General features: G+C 45.3%; 20 protein-coding genes. 10 read left to right on the top strand and 10 right to left on the bottom strand.

What is annotated here, in order from left to right; genetic code table 11:
- The first annotated feature begins 24 nt into the window (after positions 1 to 24).
- On the top strand, positions 25 to 1,200 hold the full coding sequence (locus A3EU_RS0127865; protein WP_425412747.1) for a T9SS type A sorting domain-containing protein: 1,176 nt from the start codon (positions 25 to 27) through the stop codon (positions 1,198 to 1,200).
- A gap of 663 nt (positions 1,201 to 1,863) precedes the next feature.
- On the opposite strand, the gene A3EU_RS0127860 is transcribed toward A3EU_RS0127865, so the two are convergent.
- Positions 1,864 to 2,889: a T9SS type A sorting domain-containing protein gene (locus tag A3EU_RS0127860; RefSeq protein ID WP_020539474.1), complete on the bottom strand. Its 1,026-nt coding sequence runs from the start codon at positions 2,887 to 2,889 to the stop codon at positions 1,864 to 1,866.
- 233 nt (positions 2,890 to 3,122) lie between these two features.
- On the opposite strand from A3EU_RS0127860, the gene A3EU_RS0127855 reads away from it, so the two are divergent.
- Together A3EU_RS0127855 and A3EU_RS0127850 are read left to right on the top strand one after the other, a co-directional pair.
- On the top strand, positions 3,123 to 4,031 hold the full coding sequence (locus tag A3EU_RS0127855; RefSeq protein ID WP_044087315.1) for a DNA/RNA non-specific endonuclease: 909 nt from the start codon (positions 3,123 to 3,125) through the stop codon (positions 4,029 to 4,031).
- A gap of 64 nt (positions 4,032 to 4,095) precedes the next feature.
- The gene (locus A3EU_RS0127850; RefSeq protein WP_020539472.1) at positions 4,096 to 5,637 is read left to right on the top strand and encodes a helicase HerA-like domain-containing protein; all 1,542 of its coding nucleotides are present in this window, start codon (positions 4,096 to 4,098) and stop codon (positions 5,635 to 5,637) included.
- A 70-nt stretch (positions 5,638 to 5,707) separates the two neighbouring features.
- On the opposite strand, the gene A3EU_RS0127845 is transcribed toward A3EU_RS0127850, so the two are convergent.
- The 5 genes from A3EU_RS0127845 to A3EU_RS34450 form a co-directional block, all read right to left on the bottom strand.
- Positions 5,708 to 7,000, bottom strand: a complete 1,293-nt coding sequence (locus tag A3EU_RS0127845) for a S28 family serine protease (protein WP_020539471.1) — start codon at positions 6,998 to 7,000, stop codon at positions 5,708 to 5,710.
- A gap of 20 nt (positions 7,001 to 7,020) precedes the next feature.
- Positions 7,021 to 8,058, bottom strand: coding sequence for a bifunctional diaminohydroxyphosphoribosylaminopyrimidine deaminase/5-amino-6-(5-phosphoribosylamino)uracil reductase RibD (gene ribD, locus A3EU_RS0127840; protein WP_020539470.1), 1,038 nt, complete (start codon positions 8,056 to 8,058; stop codon positions 7,021 to 7,023).
- On the bottom strand, positions 8,055 to 8,729 hold the full coding sequence (gene mnmC2, locus A3EU_RS0127835; RefSeq protein WP_020539469.1) for a tRNA (5-methylaminomethyl-2-thiouridine)(34)-methyltransferase MnmC2: 675 nt from the start codon (positions 8,727 to 8,729) through the stop codon (positions 8,055 to 8,057). The genes ribD and mnmC2 overlap by 4 nt, the downstream gene beginning before the upstream one ends.
- 10 nt (positions 8,730 to 8,739) lie before the next feature.
- Positions 8,740 to 9,084, bottom strand: coding sequence for a bacillithiol system redox-active protein YtxJ (ytxJ, locus tag A3EU_RS0127830; RefSeq protein ID WP_020539468.1), 345 nt, complete (start codon positions 9,082 to 9,084; stop codon positions 8,740 to 8,742).
- Between the two features lie 37 nt (positions 9,085 to 9,121).
- The gene (locus A3EU_RS34450; RefSeq protein ID WP_020539467.1) at positions 9,122 to 9,280 is read right to left on the bottom strand and encodes a hypothetical protein; all 159 of its coding nucleotides are present in this window, start codon (positions 9,278 to 9,280) and stop codon (positions 9,122 to 9,124) included.
- Positions 9,281 to 9,660: 380 nt separating this feature from the next.
- Here A3EU_RS34450 and A3EU_RS0127820 point away from each other — a divergent pair, with 380 nt between their 5' ends.
- Positions 9,661 to 10,644: a pyruvate dehydrogenase complex E1 component subunit beta gene (locus A3EU_RS0127820; RefSeq protein WP_020539466.1), complete on the top strand. Its 984-nt coding sequence runs from the start codon at positions 9,661 to 9,663 to the stop codon at positions 10,642 to 10,644.
- A 234-nt stretch (positions 10,645 to 10,878) separates the two neighbouring features.
- Here the strand turns inward: A3EU_RS0127820 and A3EU_RS0127815 are convergent, their stop codons facing one another.
- Positions 10,879 to 14,265 carry a caspase family protein gene (locus A3EU_RS0127815; protein ID WP_020539465.1) on the bottom strand — a complete coding sequence of 1,129 codons (3,387 nt, stop codon included), beginning with the start codon at positions 14,263 to 14,265 and terminating at the stop codon, positions 10,879 to 10,881.
- A gap of 214 nt (positions 14,266 to 14,479) precedes the next feature.
- Between A3EU_RS0127815 and A3EU_RS32175 the strand changes: the two genes are divergently transcribed.
- The 4 genes from A3EU_RS32175 (at position 14,480) to galK (ending at position 17,929) form a co-directional block, all read left to right on the top strand.
- The gene (locus A3EU_RS32175) at positions 14,480 to 15,145 is read left to right on the top strand and encodes a DUF2306 domain-containing protein (protein ID WP_020539464.1); all 666 of its coding nucleotides are present in this window, start codon (positions 14,480 to 14,482) and stop codon (positions 15,143 to 15,145) included.
- 8 nt (positions 15,146 to 15,153) lie between these two features.
- The gene (locus A3EU_RS0127805; protein ID WP_020539463.1) at positions 15,154 to 15,960 is read left to right on the top strand and encodes a YARHG domain-containing protein; all 807 of its coding nucleotides are present in this window, start codon (positions 15,154 to 15,156) and stop codon (positions 15,958 to 15,960) included.
- Between the two features lie 92 nt (positions 15,961 to 16,052).
- On the top strand, positions 16,053 to 16,772 hold the full coding sequence (locus A3EU_RS0127800) for a YebC/PmpR family DNA-binding transcriptional regulator (protein WP_020539462.1): 720 nt from the start codon (positions 16,053 to 16,055) through the stop codon (positions 16,770 to 16,772).
- Positions 16,772 to 17,929 (top strand): galactokinase, encoded by a 1,158-nt coding sequence (gene galK, locus A3EU_RS0127795; protein ID WP_020539461.1) that lies wholly within the window; start codon positions 16,772 to 16,774, stop codon positions 17,927 to 17,929. Before A3EU_RS0127800 ends, galK begins: the two co-directional genes overlap by 1 nt.
- A 233-nt stretch (positions 17,930 to 18,162) precedes the next feature.
- Here the strand turns inward: galK and A3EU_RS32170 are convergent, their stop codons facing one another.
- Positions 18,163 to 18,945: a tryptophan-rich sensory protein gene (locus A3EU_RS32170; protein ID WP_020539460.1), complete on the bottom strand. Its 783-nt coding sequence runs from the start codon at positions 18,943 to 18,945 to the stop codon at positions 18,163 to 18,165.
- Between the two features lie 143 nt (positions 18,946 to 19,088).
- Positions 19,089 to 20,213, bottom strand: a complete 1,125-nt coding sequence (locus tag A3EU_RS0127785) for a DUF819 family protein (RefSeq protein ID WP_020539459.1) — start codon at positions 20,211 to 20,213, stop codon at positions 19,089 to 19,091.
- Between the two features lie 61 nt (positions 20,214 to 20,274).
- Here A3EU_RS0127785 and A3EU_RS0127780 point away from each other — a divergent pair, with 61 nt between their 5' ends.
- Positions 20,275 to 20,781 (top strand): GNAT family N-acetyltransferase, encoded by a 507-nt coding sequence (locus A3EU_RS0127780; RefSeq protein WP_020539458.1) that lies wholly within the window; start codon positions 20,275 to 20,277, stop codon positions 20,779 to 20,781.
- Between the two features lie 204 nt (positions 20,782 to 20,985).
- A complete protein-coding gene (gene ctlX / locus A3EU_RS0127775; RefSeq protein ID WP_020539457.1) occupies positions 20,986 to 21,912 on the top strand; it encodes a citrulline utilization hydrolase CtlX in 927 nt (308 codons plus the stop codon).
- A gap of 183 nt (positions 21,913 to 22,095) precedes the next feature.
- Here the strand turns inward: ctlX and A3EU_RS0127770 are convergent, their stop codons facing one another.
- Positions 22,096 to 23,580 carry a P-loop NTPase family protein gene (locus tag A3EU_RS0127770; protein ID WP_020539456.1) on the bottom strand — a complete coding sequence of 495 codons (1,485 nt, stop codon included), beginning with the start codon at positions 23,578 to 23,580 and terminating at the stop codon, positions 22,096 to 22,098.
- Positions 23,581 to 23,831: the final 251 nt, after the last annotated feature.

The raw sequence follows: 23,831 nt of genomic DNA, 5'->3' as shown, positions 1-23,831 counted from the left end.
GTGGAAGTGAGCATCAACGGTGGCATGACCGCCCAGATGACCACGAATACAGATGGAACATACAACTTCAGTAACCTGGCTTTAGGTGGTGATTACTCAGTAACACCTTACCTGAATACNAACCCACTGAATGGTGTGACCACCTTTGATATCGTTAAGATCTCCAAGCACATCCTGAATGTGGATGTACTGGATGGCCCATACAAGCGTATCGCCGCGGATGCTAACCGTAGTGGAACAATTACGACGCTGGATTTAATCCAGATCCGTAAGTTGATCCTCAACGTGATCACAGCATTCCCTAACAATACGAGCTGGCGCTTTGTAGAAGCCGACTACGACTTCCCAGAAAGCACGAATCCATGGTCAGAGACCTTCCCAGAGTTGATCAATGAGAACAACCTGGCAGGTGATATCCTGGATGCAGACTTCGTGGGTGTGAAGATCGGTGATGTAAACGGATCTGCTCAAGCCAATGCAATGGCAGCAGACGATCGTACTCTCAACGGTACCTTCAACCTGAAGGCGGAAGACATCGACATGAAAGCGGGCAATACCTACACGGTAGCCGTAAGTGCCGATGAGCTCAATACGATCGAAGGCTACCAGGGCACACTACAACTAAGTGGTGTAGAACTCCTAGATATCGAGTATGCTCAAGCACAAGCAGCTAACTTTGGCCTACGCTTTGTAGACCAGGGTATGATCACGACGAGTTGGAACTGGGATGGCGCTGCAACTACAGCTGATCACCTGTTCAGCTTGGTACTTAGAGCAACGGAGGACCAACCACTACGTGAGGCGCTAAGCATCTCAAGCCGTTACACGGCCGCAGAAGCCTATGCCCCCTCTGTCCTTGCGGACATCTCCCCTGCTAGGGGAGAAGAGGTGCTTGATCTCGGTATTGAATTTACCAATGGTTGGAATGTAGCTGCGGAATTTGCATTGTACCAGAACACGCCTAACCCTTTTGCAGCAGCGACCCTGATCGGGTTCAATCTGCCCGAGGATGCAGCGGCAACGGTAACGATCAATGACGCTAGCGGTCGAGTGCTCAAAGTGATCCGTGGTGATTACGCAGCAGGATACAATACGATCAATGTAACGAAGCAAGATATCCAAGGTGCTACCGGTGTACTAAGCTACACGATAGAAGCTGGTGAACATCGCGCGACGAAGCAGATGATCGTGGTGGATTAATTCCTCACGATATATAGACAACAGGCGGCGGTATCCTTCGGGGTGCCGCCGTTTTTTATTTGCACCCCCAGATGCATTGAACCACCAAAGGCAGCAAAGGTTTTTGAGCCATATGAGGGATTATAAGGGCATTTAAGGGGGGAGGCAAACATGACACGACATAGATGAAATCTACGCCGAAGGGGGGGGGTAAACCAAAAGACTGGTTAACTGGTCTTTATGTTTTTTAGTTGGTTAACCAGCATGTTTTGAACCACCAGATATATTGAACCACCAAAGGCACCGAAGGTTTTTTGAACTATATGAGGGATTATAAGGGCATTTAGGGGGTAGGCAAAACATGACGTGGATATAATCTACGTCCATCGGGGCTTTGCCTACGCCGACAGGGGCAAATTCATGAATTTGCCTTGAACTCGTGTTATTAACGAACAGCAATAGCCGCGCAGGCCGTGAGGCCGGAGCGCGGGGCCCGGTAGGGCGCAAGGCCGAGGGATGGCAGCGGTATGCAATGCGCAGCAATGCATGAGAGCGGACAGCCTGGTGCCGATCCCGACTGCATCAGTCGGGAGATGGCACGGCCCCAAAATGAAGAGCAATGATAAAAAGGTGCTTTAGAGATCGATGAAAACCTCATAAAGCACCCTTTTTATAGCGGTGTAATTATTGCTTGATGATATTGGCCCGATAGACCAATTTATTATCGCTGATAATGACGAGAAGGTGGATACCATTTTTCAGAGAGCTGGTATTGATTTGACTCGCCTGTGTTAATAATTCTTGAAGTTCCAGTTGACCTAGAGGGTTGTAAATTTGAAGACTTAGCTGACTCGTAGGTAATTCTGGATGTAGATTAATTTGAAGAAAATCTTTGAAAGGGTTTGGGCTAATCATAACATGTTCTTTGGGCCATAAGTCGTGGGTAGCGATGATGAGCATATTGCAATTGTCATTAAGGTTTAAAAAAGGGCCGACAAAGCTTTCATTTGAGATAAACAAGGTCGTTTCTGCTTCGTAATAGCATAAAAGCCCACAGCCTGACTCAAAAGGGGCTGCTTGCCAGGGCCCAAATAAACCAATGGCACTTCCTATACCTTCGATCCAAGTGTAATCAGATTCTTCGAATTGATAGCTTTGTCTTTGGCTCCCATCTTCAAGGGTAACCATTTGAGTATTTGCCAAGGTGAAGGTGTTATCACCTATCTGTATAAGATCGTTCTGCGCCAGGTTGAAGTCATATAAAAGGGCTTCTTGTCCGAAAGGAGGATTGTAAGTGAAACAACGTTCCATGTACCAATCTCCCGATTTGAGGTTAATAAAGTAAACCTTCTTTTCTATTGAGTCTTGTCGTAATCCACCAATCAGTACGTAAGATTCCTCAAGGTTATATTCGGTTACAAGCGTTATGGTTTCTCCATTTTGGGGGACGTGTTCACGTCGTTGAAACCAGTTGTTTTTACTGTAGACTTTGGTGTATTGTTGATCATCAATAATGGTGTCACCAAGTAGTTGGTAAGTGAAGCCTGTCCTTTCGTTTCCGCCAGCGCCAACCGTTCCATCGTTGTCAGGCAGGCCGAGAGAGCTTACTTCATTCCAGGCATTGGTGCTAATGAGAGAAAATGGGGTGTAGTCTTGAGCTGTACAAAGTAAGGGCAGTAAGAAAAAGAAAGGGATAGCGCGATTTTTCATAATTCTTGTTTGTGGGTTTAGAGAAGTAGATGATACTAGTTCATTCATTGCTAAAATCAATAAAAAAGAATGTTTTTCGAACTATTTGCACGATATGATATGACAAAGAGATTACATTCTTTGTAGATAGGGGTAATGAGATAGGGGCAGAAATTATTTATCATCAAATCAAGGGATGTTTGCAGCTGGTAAGCAACTTTTTGTATTTTTACGATTCACTCAATCAACAATTCATGGCTAAATTACGCCGTAATCATGCGGATCAAGCAAAGGCAAGTGGCGGGATGATCGCAAAAGTGGGAATTTTCGGAGCTATTGCTGGTGGCTTGTATTTTCTGTTCAGCTTTTTCTCTGGAGGTGAAGCACCACTTATTGACGGAGAATCTGATGAACCGAGTGCCTATGTTGGTGAAGATCATTTTTTGCCTTCCGAAATTAGAGGATCAGAAGTTTATCATTATAAGGATTATACATTGAGTTACAATGAAGATTATGAGCAAGCCGATTGGGTAGCGTATGTGCTAACTAACGAAAACCTTGTCAAGCCCTGGACGAAGCGCAATGATAATTTTCGTCCGGATCCGGCTGTTCGCACGGGAAGTGCTAGCCCAGATGATTATCGCGGATCTGGGTACGACCGTGGGCATATGGTGCCCGCCGCTGATATGGCTTACGATGCCGTGGCGATGGACGAGACTTTTTTGATGAGTAACATCAGTCCTCAATCGCGGAATTTCAACCAGGGGATTTGGCGAGAACTAGAAGAATTAACACGCGACTGGGCCAAGAAATTCAAGCGCCTTTATATTGCTACCGGTCCTGTGTTGAGTCAAGAACCTAAAGGGTATATCGGCAAAGACAATGAAGTGGCCATTCCTGCGGCTTATTACAAGGTGATTTTAGACCTGGATGATCCTGAACAGAAAGGAATCGGTTTTATTTTGGACAATGAAGTCAACTATGAACCACTCTACAAATTTGCGGTCTCTATTGATGAAGTAGAAGCCCTAACCGGGATAAATTTCTACGAAGATTTCATGCCTATAGATCTGGAGGATGAATTAGAAGGGAATTTCAATATCGATTTATGGCCATTTAATAAGGGTAAATACGAGTTGAGAGTAGAAAAATGGAACCAATAGCAATTTTGGTTTAGTTACCTTAGTGCCTAGAATAAGTCTTAAGACCACAATTTATTTAGATATTATGTTGGAGCAGTTTTCAGAGACCATCAATGCTGGTTATCAATTTAAAGGACCAAGTTTTGTTTTAGGGGGCGCAATGCTCGATAAAGCAACCCAGACGAACACTTTGGTAAGTTTACCAATGGCTACGCTTAACCGCCACGGGTTAATTGCCGGAGCTACGGGTTCTGGAAAAACGAAAACCTTACAAATTTTAGCAGAGCAACTTTCAAAAGAAGGGGTGCCTAGCTTGCTCATGGATATGAAAGGTGACCTTAGTGGTATTGCGATGCCTTCTCCTGGGCACCGCAAGATCGACGAACGCCACGCGGCTATAGGCCTTCCGTTTACGGCTGGTGCTAGCCCTGTTGAATTTCTCTCTATTTCTGATGAAAAAGGAGCGCGTTTACGTGCTACCGTTACGGAGTTTGGCCCGGTATTGTTTTCGAAAATCTTATCCTTGAATGATACCCAAGGTGGAATTGTGGCAGTTGTCTTCAAGTACTGTGATGATAATGAACTTCCTCTTCTGGACTTGATGGACTTCAAGAAGGCCCTTCAGTTTATGACGAATGAGGGTAAAGCTGAAGTGCAGGAAATTTACGGCCGTATATCCACCGCCAGTGTTGGTTCCATCATGCGTAAAATAGTGGAGCTTGAACAGCAGGGGGCGGGTACTTTTTTTGGGGAACGTTCTTTTGAAGTAGATGATTTATGTCGAACAGATGAATTAGGACGAGGAATCGTTTCTGTTATTCGATTGACTGATATTCAGGATCGCCCGAAGCTGTTTTCGACGTTTATGCTACAGATTTTAGCAGAAATCTACAGCACTTTCCCGGAAGCGGGTGATGCCGAAAAACCGAAATTGGTTTTGTTCATTGATGAAGCCCATTTGGTTTTTGATAAAGCTTCTGATGCACTGATGGATCAGCTGGAAGCAATTGTGAAGCTTATTCGCTCTAAAGGGGTAGGCCTTATTTTTGTGACCCAAAATCCTGCAGATATTCCGGAAAATGTATTGGGGCAGTTAGGCCTGAAAATACAACACTCCTTGCGCGCCTTTACGGCTAAGGATCGGAAAGCTATCCGCCTGGCCGCTCAGAATTATCCTATTACCGAGTTTTATGATGTAGATCAGCTGCTGACTGAACTGGGTATTGGCGAGGCTTTGGTGACGGCTCTAAATGAAAAAGGTATTCCGACGCCATTGGTACACACGATGTTGCGTGCTCCTGAATCACGTATGGATATCCTCACTGACGCAGAAATAAACAGCATTGTGAAGGATTCGCCCTTGGTGAAGAAATACAACCAGGAGGTAGATCGGGATAGCGCTCACGATATCCTTACGGATAAAATTGAAGCGGCCCATGCTGAAGAACGACAGGAAGAGCTGAAAGAACAAAGAGCGAAAGCACGTAAGTCTACAGGGTCACGCCGTCGCGAAAAATCTACGCTGGAAAAAGTGATGAGTAATACCACCACTCGCCAGATTGGCCGAACTCTGGCCCGCGAACTTGCCCGTGGCCTCTTGGGGATTCTTGGAGGTAAACGGAAATAGTTTATTGGTTTAAATTGTTAGAGGGTTAGATGGTGTTTTACCATCTAACCCTTTAGTTGTTACCAAAAGACTACTCAATTTCCATCTCCAGCCATCGCTCCAATGCGTCCACCAGTTGGGCGCGTTCTTCTGTTTTCATGTTCCTGATCCGGGCTTTACCGTGATCCAGGCCATCAAGGAAAAACCAAAGGGCATCAATACCTTCGGTAGGGCGGACGGCGGTAGCTGACCAAGTATCCGAATTTCCATTAATGAAAATAAAACGATCGGCATTCACAGGAATCCATTCCGCCACATCATTGACTAGTTGGCCATCAAAGCTTTTAGGTAAGCCTTCCGGCATAAAGATGGCGCTTGGATGAGGTTCCATTGGCAAAGCCTTGAGCAGGCCTTTAAAATCCTCCGTCTCGTAACTGTAGTAGCCCATTTCTGAGCCTGCTTGATAATAATGACTGGCATAACCATTCATTCCTGCATCTGCAAAAAAATCGATGCCAGAAGTGGCCATCATGTGTTCCAGCGCTGCTTCGATTCCTGCATCTTTTGTTGGAATATCTTCACACTTGCCACCTAATTGCCAAAAGGAAAATGGATATTCCAGTACCGCATATTCAAAAGCTTCTTCAAGGCTTAGGTAGCTAAAATTTAGACCAGCACCTTTGGCATACCATTTCAGGCGAGGCAGTGCGTAATCTCTATTGTTTAGAATTTCTTTTTGAACGTTGTATAATGCCGTTCTACATGCTTGGGATCCCACGGTGTCGAGGAAGGTGTAAATACGCTGCTCCTCTAATGCAAGGTTGAGCGGGGCGACATAAGGAACACTCACATCCACATCTTCAGGATAGAAATAGCGATAGAAAATGGTTGTTTGCCCACCTTTACTGATGCCGGTACTCAGCCATTTTCCTTGGTAAATTTCTCGGAAAACCTGGTTGATTTTATGGAGATCAGCTGTAACCTGCTTAAGGTTGAGGTATTGGTAGTCGAAAATTTCTTCACTGGGAACACTGGTGCCAAAAAAACGGTGCTCTACGTCAATCTGATTGCCTTCAATCAGGTCTGTAAGTTCATAATTGCGATTTCTTGGGCGGTCGTAGCCTTCTGTGCAAATGACCGTAGGACGATCAAAACCACGGTGAGAAAGAAAAGCCCGCTGATAAAAATGGCCCTTTTCCGGATGCTCATGATCCAGCGGCTGTTTGATCTGTATTTCATAAGCCGCAGCATAACCACTAGGTGTGTCGATAGACTTGAAGATCACATCAGGTAATTGGAATAGAGCTGTTTCCAGCTGATTGCTCTGCCCTGCTAATGCCAGAGACGAAAGAAGGAATAGAATGAATAACAAGCGGTGAGACATGGTAGAGGTTTTAATAATCACTAAAAGTTATAATGAACCGTAAGTTGGTCTTGCTGTAGTAGGAATTTCTTAGCGGCTATTTTCCCTAACCGAGGAGCTGGTAAACCATCACTCCAGTTGGCGGAAGTGGTAAATACCCGGGCTTCATCCCAAAGGTTTTGTGCTACGAATTCTTGCAACAGCCATGCACCTCCTTCGACAGTAAGGTGTGCTATCTTTTGATCACTGAGTTGTGTAAGTAATTTGTGGAGCCAATCTGCCCGCGTAAAATCGTGCTGGAAAAAAGTAATATTGGATGCAGTAGACGATTTTGATTGACAAAATACCAGTGTGGGGGTCGTACCATCAAAGAGCTTTAAGGAAGGAGGTAAACTTCCTTTCCTGTCAATCACTACCCGGCGCGGTGATTTGCCGGGGTACAATCTGGAAGTCAGTGCGGGATTATCGCCTCTCGCGGTGCCAGCTCCGATGAGGATTGCATCCGTTTCGGTTCGCCATTTATGCACCAGTCGCTTGCTGTAGCCGTTGGTAAGCCATTGGGTGCTCCCATCCTTTGGTGCCAACAGGTTATTGGCTGTTTGGGCATACTTGAGCAGGATATATGGGCGATTTTTACTTACGAATACATTGCGGTATTCACTTAGGATTTTGCCTTGCGCTGATAGAACAGCTTCTTCTACAATAACACCATGTTCTTGTAAGCGTTTCAATCCAGATCCATTTACACCAGGGGTAAGATCTCGTGCTGCGACGATTACATGTGGGATACCTTCCTCAAGAATTAGGTTGGTACAAGGTGGCGTACGGCCGTAGATATTACAAGGTTCTAAAGAAACGTAGAGCGTACTTTGCTTTATTAATTTCCGGTCGGCAGGTTTTACACTCCGTACGGCCATTACTTCGGCATGCGGTCCTCNATCCTTTGCAAAGTAGCCTTCACCAATGATTTTCTCGCCGCAAGCAAGGACTGCACCAACCATGGGGTTTGGTGAGGCATAACCTGCTCCCAGGCGTGCTAAATCAAAGCACCGCTGCATTAGGCGAGATTTCAGGCTCATGTATTTATCTTAATCGCTCGGGTCATTTCTCTTTTTCCAGGAGGGCCGGGGATACCTTCCACCTGGAAGCCAATATCGCGTAAGCAACGTTTTACAACTCCTTTGGCGCAATAGGTGACGAATATACCTCCGGGGGCCATGGCTTGGTAGATTCTTTTAAATACAGGTGCTTCCCAAAGTTCTGGCTGGGACCTTGGTGCAAAAGCATCAAAAAAAACAACATCAAATTCACCACTCAATGGCGTATCTTGAATGGTGCCTGCGCTTTTATGTAAAGTAAATTTTGGTGTAATGACAGCGGGTTCATTCCAAGGAGCTTGATGTAAAGCCATGAAGTCTTCGGGTGAACCTTTCAGTAAGGTAGGGTAATTGAGGTATGCGGCTTGCTGAGCGGGAATAGGAAATGCCTCGATCGATTCAAAAAAGATGGCCTTTTCCTGCTCTTTTGCAAATAACAAACTCAAATAGGCATTAAGACCAGAACCAAAGCCCATCTCTAGAATTCGAACAGATGATTTGACTGCCATCGCTGGCACTAGGCCTGCCTGAATAAAAACATGTTCAGATTCCTGAATAGCGCCGTACTTGGAATGGTAAGCTACGTCAAATTGCTCGCTAAACAAGCTGTGTGACCCATCTTCTGTTTCAATAACTCGGGCAATGTTTTCCATTCCTCCTCATTTAAGCTGCCGCTAATTTTTCCTGGATACCGTTTACGGAAATATCGAGATGAGAAGTGTCATAAACGCAAATCCCATTTTTTATCAGAAGCACTTGGGGTGATTCGTGGTCAATACCAAAATGATCAGCAACGTAGTTAGAAATAGCACGGTTGTCGATCAAGTCGAGATAAAACGGTTGGATATCTTTATCGGAAAGATTCCAATCATTTTCCAGCCGACTTTTTGCAAAACTGCTAATGCTACATCGGGTACTGTGCTTGAAAATAAGACAAGCTTGCTGATGAGATTGCATTACAAGGTCATTGACCTCGACGACACTCGTCAAAGCATTCCACTTAATCATAGTTCTAATTGAAGGTTGTTAGTACTGAAAAGTCAGCCTAAAACAAGAAAGTAACAAGTGTGTTTGCAGCTTCGATAACTGTTTCACCTAAGTCAAAGTTAGAAGGGCAGCCATAACCACGATTGCAAGAAGAAAGCAATACGGTAGCAAAGAAAAACAAAGAAGCTTGGCTGATACGCTGGCGTGAAATTTTCATGGAGGTTTAGTTTAGTGCTCTGCCGTTATTTTTAGGCAAAGCCTTGTTAGAAACAGCACAAAAATAAATTGAGCCGACGTTTTTCAAAAAGCAGACTAAGCGGTTCATTTCAAGCGTGTCAGCTTTTTGGAAAACCTAAAAGAAGGCTCAATTTATTTTTTGCGCAATAATTGTGTTCAAGGGATAAATATCCTACTCATGCAAACCAACGAGCCCACTGAATAGTTTATTTTTAAATCGCGCCGCAAAAATACGCTAAATTGCGCTTTAGAGCAATATTATGACCTTCTTTTAGAAACCTTGGGTCTGTTTGGCTTGCAACAAAGCATTGATTTATTATTTTTGTGCCACTAAATAGAAAAAAACAAACATTTTAAAATATGTCCAGAAAGTTAGCCTTACGGGATGCCCTACGGGAAGCCATGATTGAAGAGATGCGCCGTGATGAGAATGTATTCCTCATGGGAGAAGAAGTTGCCGAGTACAATGGTGCTTACAAGGTAAGTAAAGGCATGCTGGATGAGTTTGGCCCTAAAAGGGTTATCGATACGCCAATTGCAGAACTAGGTTTTGCTGGTATTGGAGTAGGAGCTGCTATGAACGGCTTACGTCCTATTATTGAATTCATGACTTGGAACTTCGCTGTTCTGGCTTTCGATCAGATTGTGAACAATGCGGCTAAGACATTGTCACAGTCAGCTGGGCAGTTTAATTGCCCGATTGTATTCAGAGGCCCGTCTGGTTCTGCCGGACAGTTGGCACAGCAACACTCACAGACTTTCGAAAGCTGGATGGCCAATACGCCAGGTTTAAAGGTCATTTCTTGTGTTGATCCTGCCGATGCTAAAGGTTTGTTGAAATCCGCCATTCGAGACAATGATCCTGTTTGTGTGATGGAATCAGAGATGCTTTATGGTTTCGAAGGAGAAGTACCAGAAGGAGAGTACCTCGTACCTATTGGTAAAGCCGCTGTACGCCGCGAAGGTACCGACGTCACTTTGGTATCTTACAATAAGATGATGCTCCCAACGCTGGAAGCAGCCGAAGAATTAGCGAAAGAAGGCATCAGTGCCGAGGTTATCGACCTACGTACCATTCGCCCGCTGGATTATCATACCATCGTAGCATCGGTTAAGAAAACCAATCGCCTCATCGTCGTAGACGAAGCTTGGCCATTTGCTGGTGTTTCTAGCGAGGTGGCTTACGAAGTACAGAAATTCGCCTTCGACTATCTGGATGCGCCAGTTATTCGCGTAAACTCTGCGGATGTGTCCCTTCCCTATGCTGCTCCTTTTGTTGAAGCTTACCTGCCAAATGCAGAAAAGATTATCAAGGCAGTAAAAGAAGTATCTTACGTGAAGTAAGGCAAATTACGCTGGATACTTCTTGACGAGGAAGGGGATAAGAAACACAATGTTGACGGTGTTAAAAGCCGCCAAGACGAATGCATCGACAAAGTCTCTATTGTTGAGGCTTGTTGTCTTAAATAGAAAAGGGCAGACACTTGTAAAGTGTCTGCCCTTTTTATTAAAAAAAATCTATGTGGCTATGTAAAAAGCCTATGTGTCTATGTGATGAAAAATCCACATATCACTTTCTTAATCCTCACCCAGCATCAGCTGCGCCATGCTGTCTATTCCAGCCGGATTGCCAAAATAGCTGATATGATCACAGGCGCACTCCAAAACTACTGGTGGAAACTGCCGTTCGGTACCTCCAGGGATCACCTTGATTTTCTCCGTGCTCACCGCAATGTCATTGGGAGACTTGAATAGAAGTAAATCTAGCGCATCATAGTGCCCACGGCTCTTGAAGCGGGCCATTACTTTTTGTAATAACTTCGCCTGTGGCCCGGCAACAGCAGGTGGAATCAACTGTGTGTTACCCGCAATAATGGTATACGGAATACCAGGATCACTGCCATCATTGAGCGCCTTGAGGAAGTCACTATCAGAATTCATCTGCTTGAGGGTGAAGAATAGTTTATCCAAAAATTTGCCCACCACCCGCAATGGAATAACATAAGGCTGCACAAAGGCTGCTCCGTTAACAGCATTCGCCAGTAGCGGCGTCGCCATTTCATACAGTGACCCGTAAGGCGAACCTTGGTTAGGAGTACCCAGCTGGTAAAGATGATTGACAACCTGGTTGCCCTCTAGTTTTTCAATGAACCAACGACTCACGAGGCCACCCATAGAGTGTGCTACAATATGGAACGTTTTACCGTGATCTGCAACGAGGCCAGCGGCCGTTAATCTGTCCTTCAATGCTTGGGCGGTATCCTCAATTGGTGTATTGAGGTTTTCGTAATCAAAGGTAAGGACTAGGTCATACTCGTCTTCCAGCGTATGGCCAGCAGCATCTTTGACCAGTCGAATGCTCTTCGGCATCTCCAGCGTATCGCCAATAATGCCGTGAATGTACATCACAATACGGTCAGCTCCAGCTACGGCTGCTTTTACAGCAGCAGCATCGGTGTTATAATCAATTTTTATTCCAACAGCTGCTTTCTCTTGCGGATCAGCGTCTACAAAAGTGCCTATAGCTAACTGTGGGTGCTGGTATACGAAAGGCAGGTATTTGCCCACCGTTTTCTGGAAGAAAATCTTGATGGAACCTCCCAGGCTACGCGTGCCACTAGGGGTCGGGTCGGGCAAGTCTTCTATCAGTACCATACCGTCTTCATCCATCATTCCTATCGGGTAGTACAGCCCCGTTTCGGGGTCAAAACCGACGGGAACGACAAACTCATCTTCGGTGGGCATCAGGTTGAGTTTCACCTTGATGGGGTTATCTGCATTCACCTTGTCGGCACCCTCCGAGTTGTAAAACTCCAGGACATTTACTGGTGGCTTTTGGCTCAGACCTTCAGCCAAATCATGGTTCGACCAGCCAGCGGGGAAATCGGGTAGGGGAGTGCTACCTGATAAATTACGAGCGGCCTCCGGTTGGCAATTTAACGTCGCTAAGCTACTTACGCCAGCTGGCATTTCTATGGTGATGGCGTTGGCTACTTCTTTCTGTTCGCCGCCACCAACTTGCACTTCACGGGTTGGCCGGACTGTTTTTAAAATAATATCTTCTACCGTCCAATCGTGCTTAGGAGACTGGTTGGCTGGGTTGCGACCTGCTTTCAAGGTAACATGGGTAGGATTATCCATTTCCAGGGCTTCCTGGTTGAAGCCATCAGTAGAGAGTTCCAAAGTGCTCACAAATACCTTCATGTACTCGGTGAGTTCGTTGACACCGTGGGCCAGAAATGCATCATCTACCCCTAGTGCGATACACTTGTAAGTATCTCCATTGTCCATGCGATCCAATAGCCAAGCTTCTTCGCCTTCTTCTAGTACTTCCAGTGCCATGAATTTGTTTTTCACAGCATAATCGGCTTGCATATTTACGACACTAAAGTAAAGTTTCCTTTTGCTTGTGTTCTTTACTCTCAGCCTAAAGGCAGGTTGTAGCCATTTCTCATCCCCTTCTTTAGAGGCATCGTAGTCATAGTTGAAAACGACTTCCTCTTGCCAATTTACAGCTGTTGCAGGACAATCGTCATCCTCCAGCCATGCACCGGGTTGGTCTACTCTTAAAAGCTCAATCTGGTAATCGTCGCGTTTAAGCGTAGTGCGAGGATTGTTGATGTTTTTGACGTGGTGCCAATGGGCAACACTCTCTGTATCATCCAGAAAAATCATTGCATTGTCAGAGGTGTAGCCCTTTAAACGGCGGAATACCGGACGATCTTCCCCTGGAAAGGTCAGGCGTAGGGTGTTATCAATGGCTCTTGCCCAATAATCTGCCTGATCTGGATCTTTGGTGAATTCGAAATAAATGGGTGTAGCCCGATCTTTGAGTGCTTGCTTGATGATTTTATTGCCTTCGGCTTCATTATCCTTGGCTAAGGCAATCTTGATTTGTCGAGCGGGCAGTTGTTCGAGTTTGGCGAGGTAGGATTTTGATTTGTCAAGCTTGGAACTGTCGGCCAACTCCGAGTGCATCATGTCAACCTTGGTGACCTTCATTTGGATATTGTCGACACTTAGTTGTATCTCTCCGGCACGGTCAGCGGGCCAGTTGTGGATAGCACCAGCGTTTACTACCCAGCTATCTGCTTTTTTATCAAAATTGACAGTATAGCTCGGTGCTTTTGTCTTAGGCAACTGGCCTAAGAAATAACGCTTTTTATCCTCTTCGACGGAAGCATCAATCTGAGGCGATTGTTTCTCAACGTAGTTAGATACGAGTACTTTTAAATTACTAATTAACTGGCTGTAAGTGAGCTGCCCGTTGTACTGTTCCAGTAAAGAAATAAGGTTGTACGTAAATGCACCTCTGGTCGTTTCGCCAATGCGTAGTTCTTTGGCTGTCTCACTGGCACTAGCTGCCGCAAGTGCTACATGACGGCCTCGGGGAGGTGTTAAATCAATACGCCCGGCAGTAGCTGCGCCTTTTTGGTAGCGCTCCTTGCCACAAAAGTCATTAACAGTTGGAATATTACGAGCCGTCTCTGCCATACGTGAAGTCACCCGTACATCGCGGGTGTTGGTACCAGAATGGCAACAGTCAAAAATGGCAACAAAGTGTTGATTATGCTGGTGAGTTGCCTCCCAAATTAGGTAAGACAATTCTTTGTCCATCAAGTCGTAGCCACCGGATGCAATACGGCTATCCCAGCAGACGAGTGTCTCAAGCTTGCCATCGGGGTCAATGTGATGGAATTCAGTGGGTGAGACGACTTGTGATCCGTGTCCACTATAATAAAGTAAGCAAGTATCTTCGGCTTTAGCCGCCTGGAAATGCTTGAAACCAGCGACAATGTTCGCTTTGGTAGCATCCTTGTCAAAAATGGTTTTGATCGATATTTCTTCACAGTCGTAGTTACCTTCCAGGTAAGCAACCAGTGATTTTGCATCATTGACACATCCGTTCAAGCGATGGTGTGCAATGGGATACTGGTCGATGGCAACGACTAGGGCGTAAATCATAATGGGTCAGGTTTGAGTTTTAGAACAAAAAAGAACAGCACAAAACTGATTTGAGCTTTCGTTTTTCAAAAATAGGAAAAACATTTTAATCTATTAGGTCTACAGGGTATCGTGTTCATTTTATACCCGGCACTAAGTAACGGGTATATAGCAAGGGAACGTTATTTTTGCTTTTAACACAGAAGAACGTTCGCAGAATAAACAATAGAGAAGCATGCCTTCAATTTGGCGTTTCGTAAAATATATGGCGGGTATAATTATCCTTTATTATGGTTACTTCCTGGTGATCAAAACTTGGTCTTATTCGGACTTTGCTCCAACAACGGGACTGCTCATTGCTAAGCAAAGTGTTATCCAGCAGTCACATTACCTCCTTGCATTTTATACGCATGTTTTTTCTAGCATTTTCGTGCTGCTGATAGGGGGCTTACAGTTTTCAAGCTCATTTTTTCGTTATTCGCCTCGATGGCATCAACTATTGGGGAAATTCTATGTAAGTATCGTTTTGCTCTTAAGTGCACCTTCCGGCTTTATTATTGCTTTATATGCTAATGGAGGCTTGCCTGCCAAGGTCGCTTTTGTTTTTCAAAGTGTATTATGGTGGTTGATGACAGTGCTTGCGCTAAAGTACGCCAGGGAAGGCAATTGGATGGAACACAGTAAATTTATGATACGCAGCTATGCGCTTGCCCTTGCAGCAATCAGCTTACGAATATACGCCTATGTATTGCCTGCTTTTTTTGGGACGTACCCTATTGAAACCTACATTACGAATGCTTGGGTGAGTTGGGTTGGTAACTTGTTACTGGCAGAATTATTCATTTATTTAGGCTTCTGCCAATATCTAATAAATACCTTTGGGGCTTCACAAGTAAAATGATGACGATAATGAATTTGAAGTTCTATTGGCTGGGAGGCTTAATGTTTTTCCTGTTTTCGTGTACCAATGATCAAGTGCAAGAAGAAGAGCAAACGGTAGACCAGCAAGCGCAGGCAGCAGAAACAGATATGGAGGAGGAAAAACTACCTGCTTATCGCTTTGATCACAAACAGCAGTTAGAGCTATCTGAGTTGGAAGACAAGACCAAAGAGGAATTGGCTATGTTACGCAACGAAATATATGCTTACCACGGGTATCGCTTCAAAAACGAGGAACTCAATGCTACTTTTGCAGCCCAAGGCTACGCTGTTAATAATGACAATGTTAGTGGTAAACTCACTAGTGTAGATGCTCATAACCTTGCCTTAATTCAATCGCTAGAAAGAGCACACGCTACGCAGAAAGCCGCCATTCAATTGGAGGATATTGAATTTTCAGGAGAAATAGCGAAAGAGTTTAAGGTGTTTTTGCAAAAATTACTTGTAGCAGCTAACCAAGGGGATACAGCCTTTGTCCGTAGTATCATTCATCCTGAATATTCTACCAGCCCTGGGTTTGTTGTGAATATGATTGGGCAGCGCGAGTACAGCAGCGAAAAAGAAAAGGTAATCTATGCAGCACATTTGTGTGAGGAGGAATATTGTCGGGGATGTAATGAAAAAGTAATCGCTGAACCAAATATGGAGTTCTATGTATTTGGTGTAACTTACGAATACGATGCAGCAGAAGCGGATCGAGATAGTAGCGCACTCTATTATTTTTTTGTAGAAACCCCGGACGGCTACCGTTTGTATTGTGAATTTGCAGCAGGTTAAATTATTGTTTTTTTTGCTGCTCATTTTATATTTTTGCAGAAGTATAAAAGCTTAAAATCAATAGAACAGTATTTTACTGATCAAATAAAACCATGGGAAGAGCATTTGAATATCGGAAAGCGAGGAAAATGAAGCGCTGGGCCTCTATGGCTAAAGTCTTCACTAAGATTGGCAGAGAGATCGCAATGGCGGTCAAGGACGGTGGCGGAGAGCCCGATTACAATCCACGCTTAAGGATTGCAGTCCAGAATGCCAAGACGGCCAACATGCCTAAGGCCAATGTAGACGCTGCCATTAAGCGGGCTCTGTCTAAAGATTCAGAAAACTACGATGAAGTTATTTACGAAGGTTATGGCCCCAACGGCATTGCCGTAATGGTGGAAACAGCTACGGATAACACCAATCGTACGGTCGCTAGTATGCGCCTGCAATTCTCTAAAGGAGGAGGTAGCCTTGGCAACTCTGGTGAAGTCGAGTATATGTTTACGCGCCGTGGGGTGTTCAAAGTGAAAGCAGAAGGCCTTGATCAGGAAGAGCTTGAACTAGAACTGATCGATCATGGACTGGAGGAACTAGGTACAGAAGATGACCTTTTTGTCCTCTATACCGCTTTCGAAGATTTCGGCGCGATGCAGCAGGCACTTGAAGAGCGTAAAATTGAAGTGGATACTGCAGAGCTAATCCGAGTGCCTTCGCATACCAAAAAATTGGACGATGATGGCGTTGAGGCGATGATCAAGCTTATCGAAAGATTAGAAGATGATGATGACGTCGTCAATGTCTTCCATAACATGGACATGGAGGACGAGTAATGATGCATAACAAGGAATCAATAAGTCGCCAATTTCAGGCGCTTACTACTTACGCCCCGGCACTACTTTTACGCGCGCCGGGGCGTATTAATATCATAGGAGAGCATACCGATTATAATCAGGGCTTGGTGCTGCCAGGAGCAATTGACCGGGCTTTGTATTTCGCCGTCAGACCCAATGGCACCCAACAATTGCGTTTTTGGGCTTTAGATATTGAAGAATCAGCGGTTGTTGATTTACTTGAGATTAAGCCGGGTAAGTCGCTGTGGCTTAATTATTTACTAGGTATTGCTCAGCAGTTTTCACAACGCAGCCACAAGTTGATCGGCCTGGACGTTGTTTTTGGTGGCAACCTTCCCGTTGGGGCAGGCGTAAGTTCTTCTGCTGCTTTGGAATGTGGAATGGCCATGAGCTGGAATCTATTACTCAAAGCAGGTTACAGTGGCCCGGAATTGGCACAATTGGCAAAGCAATCCTCTCACGAATTTGTAGGGATCCCCTGCGGCATCATGGATCAGTTTGCCAGTCTCAATGGCGTAAAAGACCATGCAATTATGCTGGACTGCCGAGACCTGTCGTTTCGCAAAGTACCAGTAGCTATCGAAGGTTGCGAGTGGGTGCTGCTCAACTCTAAAGTGAGCCACAACCTAGCCGAATCTGCCTATGTCAAGAGAGTGGAAGAATGTGCACAAGGCGTAGCGGTTTTGCAACAACATTTTCCTGAGATCAAATCCTTGCGCGATGCTACCCCTCCACAGGTCGAGCAGCTCAAAGAAGAGTTTCCGGGTAAGGTTTACCAGCGATGTCGCTATATCGTAGGCGAGCATTATCGAACCCTCGCCATGATTGATGCCCTGGCTGCAGGAGATGCTAAAAAAGTGGGGCAATTACTGAATCTTACCCAGTTGGGCCTGGCAATGGATTATGAAGTCAGTTGCCCTGAAATTGATTTTCTTTTCACACAAGCATTTCGCCACCCAGGCGTATATGGCGCTCGTATCATGGGCGGTGGCTTTGGTGGCTGCACCCTCAATTTGGTTCGTAAAGACGCCCGCGCGGCCTTCGTAAGCGAAGCTTTAGCGGCCTATGAAGCTGAGTTTGGAAAACAAGGAGAAGAACTGGTTGTCCGTCTGGTAGATGGAGTAGGGGAGGTTTAGCCATTCAATGCTTTGGGGCCATGCCTGCGTTCCTGGGCACCGGGCTGTCTGCTTCTCCGTAGGGTCGGGTTTTAAACCCGACCCTACGGAGAAGCTGCCCATCCCTTGTCCTGCTCCTCCCGTGCGCCGTGCTTCAGGCCTTGCCTTACGCACTGGCCCATGTATCCCGCTGGCGGGATCGGTTCGCATAACCGAGGGTGGTTGCTCCCGCCTAATGGCAGGGCTAAAATTCACTACACCGTCAACCATTTTTTGAACCTACTGGCCGCAGCTACAGCGAGTAAAGCCATTACTACTTTGGCCGCCAAAAGGATACTGTCAACATCAGCGGTCGTATTTCCAGATTGCTTGGCGTAGATACCATAGAAGGCCCAAATTAAGACCAACACAAAACCAATGTCGGCCCTTTTGACAAGAATAAGAATTCCGATTAATCCAGCAATAACGATCATTACAGCAGCCCAGCTGATGGGGCCAATCGCTCCACCTTGCCAGCCGTTATCGACAAGAAGGGTAGTGACATTGGCAATCGTCGCCACCGTAATCCAACCGAGATAAATACTGAAAGGAAGCCGTACTGTCCATTTGTTGGTAGGCGGAGTCGGTGATGATTCACCAATACCCAGCCTGAGGTAGATGATGATGAGACTGCCCAGTATAATCAGCATAATCAGTAAGCTAAGGGTAATCTGTAGATAATGCCAGGCAAGGATCCAACTGGCGTTGGCCAGACAAGAAATAAAAAACCACGGCCCGATCTTTTGTACGAAACTCAGATCTACATCTTGTTTTTTCCACCAGCTACGCAGTTGATAAATAATAAAAATGATCAGCAGTAAGTAGATAACTCCCCAGATGCTAAAGGTGAATCCAGCAGGTACAAAAAAGTTGGGGTATCGATCTGATAACTCGCCAGTATTGTAGCCGTTAAGCGGGAGCGCATTGGCCAGTGTGTTGAGTAACAACACCAGCAAAAAGCCAATCAGATTGAGGGTTTGTAAGGTTTTGGTACGCATAGCAAAGGTTTATTCGATAAAGTAGTGAAACGTATTTATAATTTCATTGTTCAGCTTAAAATTGGGTTGCTCACGAGCCACGGCTCGTCCATGTATCCCGCTGGCGGGATCGGTTCGCATAACCGAGGGTGGTTGCTCCATCGCTAAAACTGCGCCAACAACCACTTCGCCAGATAAGCAACCCCAATACCAAGGTAATTTCCAACGGCTAGCCCAAGTAAAGACAAGGCAATACCCGGTGCGAGTAAGCGGCGATTATTGATAGCGGTAGTTACCTGCGCTATGAATACAGGGCCGTATAGTGCTGCCGTCGAGCTAATCATCACGGTGTCTCGGTCGATTTTAAAGATTTTAGCCAACAACCAGTGGATCAGAATGGTGCTGATCAATGCTACTAGGGAAAAGGCAAGTAAAGGCAATCCTTCTCCCAGCAGTTTTTGGAAATTGGCCATCAGTCCTAGTGCCACACAAAAAACGAGAAGGAAGTATTCTCCTTGAAGATAAGCACCACGCAAGTTGCTGATCTTGGGAGAGAAAGAAAGCCCCAGGCTGAAAGTAGTAAGTAAGAGTATGAGCAAAGTCGTATTCTTGCCTATATCTCCAGTAAATAAATAAGTAAGCCCTGCCGCGGCAACACCCACACCTAAACTGATTATGGTAGGCAGGAAGCGAAAACCCTTACCTGTTTCTTCAACAAAATCTTCCTCTTGTTCGTCCGGCTGATTAGTGGAAAAGCTTGGTAGAAATCGCCCCAGAAAAGGGTGTATGAAAGTCATCAGCATCAATAAGTAAACACCACCACCCACGATATCTGCGGCCTGCAACAGCACGACATAATCCCCCGGGGCATCCACCGCAATACCAATCGCCTGCATATTAGGCGTACCGCCGGTATACAGCCCCGTCAGCATGCCTGCTACTTTCCAACCATCAGTTTGGCTTTCCTGAAAATAGTAAGCGGCCAGTGCAGTGCCTATAAGTCCAGCAACGGCACAAAGTCCATAAGCTGCTAAGCCAGGCCCCGCCAAACGCCAGTTTTCTTTGATGTTAGCCCCAAAAAGGAGCATAGGCAAGGCAATGATCATACCCGCCGCCGCGAGTTGCTCTGCTGTTGATTCATGGACAAGGTGAGGAACGATATTGCCGATGATGATGCCAAAAGCATAGCATAAAACCACGGCACTAAAGAAAGAGGGTAAACGGTCACTTTTTTCGAGGCGCAGCGCTAAAAAAGGGAAACCTACTGCTAGTATTATCGTCAGTACCATCTGTGTTTATTTGTTGGTCTTGTGTTTTGTATCCTATTTTGTAACCCACAATCTAGTGATTATGTCCGAATTCAAAATAACAACAGATCGACTCTTACTGCGAAAGTTCCAAAAGGAAGATGCTTTGGGCTTCTTCCGGATGAACAATGATCCCCTTGTTTTGCAATATACAGGCGATGTACCTTTTACGGATATGGCAGCTGCTGAAGCCTTTCTAACAAGCTACCAGCATTACCAAAAATGCGGCTATGGAAGATGGACGGTCTTGGATCGAACAACCGAAGAATATCTGGGGTTTTGCGGACTTAAGTATCACCCAAAATCCGGTGATGTGGACCTGGGGTTTCGTTTTCATAGAAAATTCTGGGGCCGTGGATATGCTACGGAAGCTGCAACCGCCTGTCTTCAGTATGGTTTTACAACACTAAATATCCCCTGTGTCATTGGCCGAGCTCAAACCGAAAATGTAGCTTCTATTCGCGTGCTGGAAAAAATAGGGATGCAATTCGTGGAAACCTTTGATTTTGAAGGTAAACCAGGGGTGTTATACAAAACATGTAGAGATTAATCAACTACGTTTTTGAACCATCAAAGATATCCAAAGAGAGGCTTTGGGTGGGTTTTTAAACGCTGATTTCAACCTTTACACTTTTACACTTGCCCAACTTTTACACCTTTTTTAAAACTTCCGATTTCCGACCTCCCACTTCCGACTTTTTTCACCCTGGTTACATAAATTCTCCCTTTCTTTGTCGCACCAAATTATTAGCCAATGCACACCACACAAATTACCGATACCATCTTGATGGTTCGTCCTGCAAACTTTGGGTACAATGCCGAAACTGCGGGTAACAATGCATTCCAGACCAATGATAAATCCCTTTCTGGAAAAGAAATAAATAACCGCGCTCAAGCCGAATTCGATGGTTTTGTCGCCACACTCAGAGAGGCTGGCGTAGTGGTAATTGTCGTTGAAGACACTAACAGTCCCTTGAAACACGATGCGGTCTTTCCCAACAATTGGTTTTCTACCCACGAGGATGGATCAGTGATCACCTATCCAATGTATGCTCCTATGCGTAGGCTGGAACGCCGAGAGGATGTGGTAACCCAGTTGATCAAGGATTTTGGCTTTGATAAGCATATTCGCCTCGAAAAGCGAGAGCTATCAGAGCGCTTTTTAGAAGGAACGGGGAGCATGATCCTGGATAGAGACAACAGGATAGTCTATGCTTGTCGTAGTATCCGTACCGACGAAGGTTTATTGGATGAGTTTGCTTTATGGATGGGCTTTGAAAAGGTGCTTTTCGAAAGCTATGATATGAACGGGTTACCGATTTATCATACCAATGTGATGATGGCCTTAGGAACAAATTTCTGTGTGATTTGCCTGGATACTATCACGGATGCTGTACAAAGAAGAGAGGTGACCGACATGCTAACCCAGACCGGCAAAGACATCGTCTCTATCACCCGAGAACAAATGAAGGCCTTTGCGGGCAATATGCTACAAGTGCAAGGGGCAAATGAGCAAACTTATCTTGCGATGTCTTCTCAGGCTTATAATTCGCTTACCAGTGAGCAAATTGAGCAGCTGGAATTACACACCAAGCTTCTTCACAGCCCGCTGGATACCATTGAGTCGTATGGAGGAGGAAGCGCCCGCTGTATGATGGCCGAAGTGTTTAAGAAAGCGTAGCCTTAAGAGAAGGAAAAAAGAAGGGAAAGAGTCGAAGTCGTCTCTTTCCCTTATGCTTTAGAGCTTGTTTGAGCCCGGTCAGATGGTGTAATACCTGCAGTAATCAAAGTCTTAATACCCCGTACTCAGTACCTTGTACTGTGAGTTCTGCCTTGGAGGACTATATAAAGGCACAACTCACCTTTAATTGTCATTGAATCCGTCAAACATATCGTTGTCATCCAGCATATTAGCGAGTAGATCACGGAAGGTAAGGCTGTTTTCCAGCGTATCCTTGTTGAGTACATCAAACTCTACCAGGCCATGAATTACCAATTCCATAAAGAGATAAGTCTCTGCTTCACTGAGGTTGTTGACGGTAGAAGTCACTAGCTTTTTCAAGCCGGCTACCTTGTCCAATGCCTGGCGGTAATCTTTGTCGCTGGAGTCATTGAATAAATCAAGGGTGTTTCCAGCCCCAAACCAAGTGCGAATGGTACCATAGGGGTCTTTGTCTTCCGCACGGCTAACCTCTTCAGGGTTAGGGAAATGGTCGAGAAAAGCGATTTGTACAGCCTCACCCAATAAGAGCATGGCGACATTATAAGAACCTTCTTGCTCCCCTTCATAAACCAGCTCCACTTTACCGGTAATAGCAGGAACAACGCCCCAAAAGTCAGTAATACGGGCTTGGGTGTTTGCTTCTCCATTGATAAGCATCCGACGTTCGGCAGTACTCACCAGGTTTTCGTAACCTGCAATGGTCAATCGAGCAGATACACCACTCTTATCATCAATGTATTCACTTTCGCGTGCATTGAAGGCAATTTGCTCCAGCATAATCTGAAGCAAATCCGCAACTTGAATATTGGATTTTTGGCTGTCTGCCAAGTCTGCTTCCAGGCTGGTAATTTGCCGGGCGATATCAATCGTTTTGGGATAATGCGTCAATATCTGACTTTCAATCCTATCCTTAAGGGGGGTAATGATACTACCACGATTGGTGTAATCCTCTGGGTTGGCGGTAAACACAAACTGAATATCCAACGGCAAACGCAGTTTAAATCCGCGAATCTGAATATCACCTTCCTGTAAGATGTTGAATAAAGACACTTGAATACGAGCCTGTAAGTCCGGTAATTCGTTGAGTACAAATAAAGAACGGTGTGCACGAGGTACAAGGCCAAAGTGAATAACTCGCTGGTCGGAATAAGGCAGTTTTAGCGTCGCAGCTTTGATGGGATCAACATCACCAATCAAATCGGCAACACTTACGTCAGGAGTTGCCAGCTTTTCTATGTAACGTTCATCTCTGTGTATCCATTCAACAGGGGTGTCGTCTCCTTTTTCTGCAATCAAATCGAGTGCATAACGGGAGAGGGGCTGAAGAGGATCATCATTTAATTCACTACCACCGACGATAGGCATGTATTCATCCAATAGATGAATTAGCAGACGGGCAATTCTCGTCTTTGCCTGTCCACGTAAACCCAGTAAAAGAATATTATGACGTGACAAAATTGCCCGCTCTACATCAGGAATGACGGTATCGTCAAAACCAATGACTCCTGGAAAGATGGGCTCTTTTGACTGTAGTTTCTTAATCAAATTTTCCCGCATCTCTTCTTTGATCGAGCGGGGCTGGTAACCAGTGGCTTTTAGTTCGCCTATAGTCTGGGGTAACTTCATAGCTAATCGTCAGATTTATCAGTACAGGTATAAAAACGAACCAGCAGGCTTTTGGTTTTCAGAAAGGGGTGCTATTGCAAAATTAACTTCACGGCTTGTACTGCTTGGTCAAATCGTTGATCAAAATCGCCGCTAATAGATACGTAAGGGAGGTTCCTGCTTTCCAGTTCTTCGCACAATCGCTCCCTGTGTCGCTAAAATTAAGCATTTCGTCTTTCCTTGATTCCCTTTGCGCGCGCTTTTCCTTACCT

This window comes from Lewinella cohaerens DSM 23179 (assembly GCF_000379805.1).
Lineage (GTDB): Bacteria > Bacteroidota > Bacteroidia > Chitinophagales > Saprospiraceae > Lewinella > Lewinella cohaerens.
The sequence above is the reverse complement of the archived record's forward strand: the minus strand, read 5'-3'. Positions and strand labels throughout refer to the sequence as shown.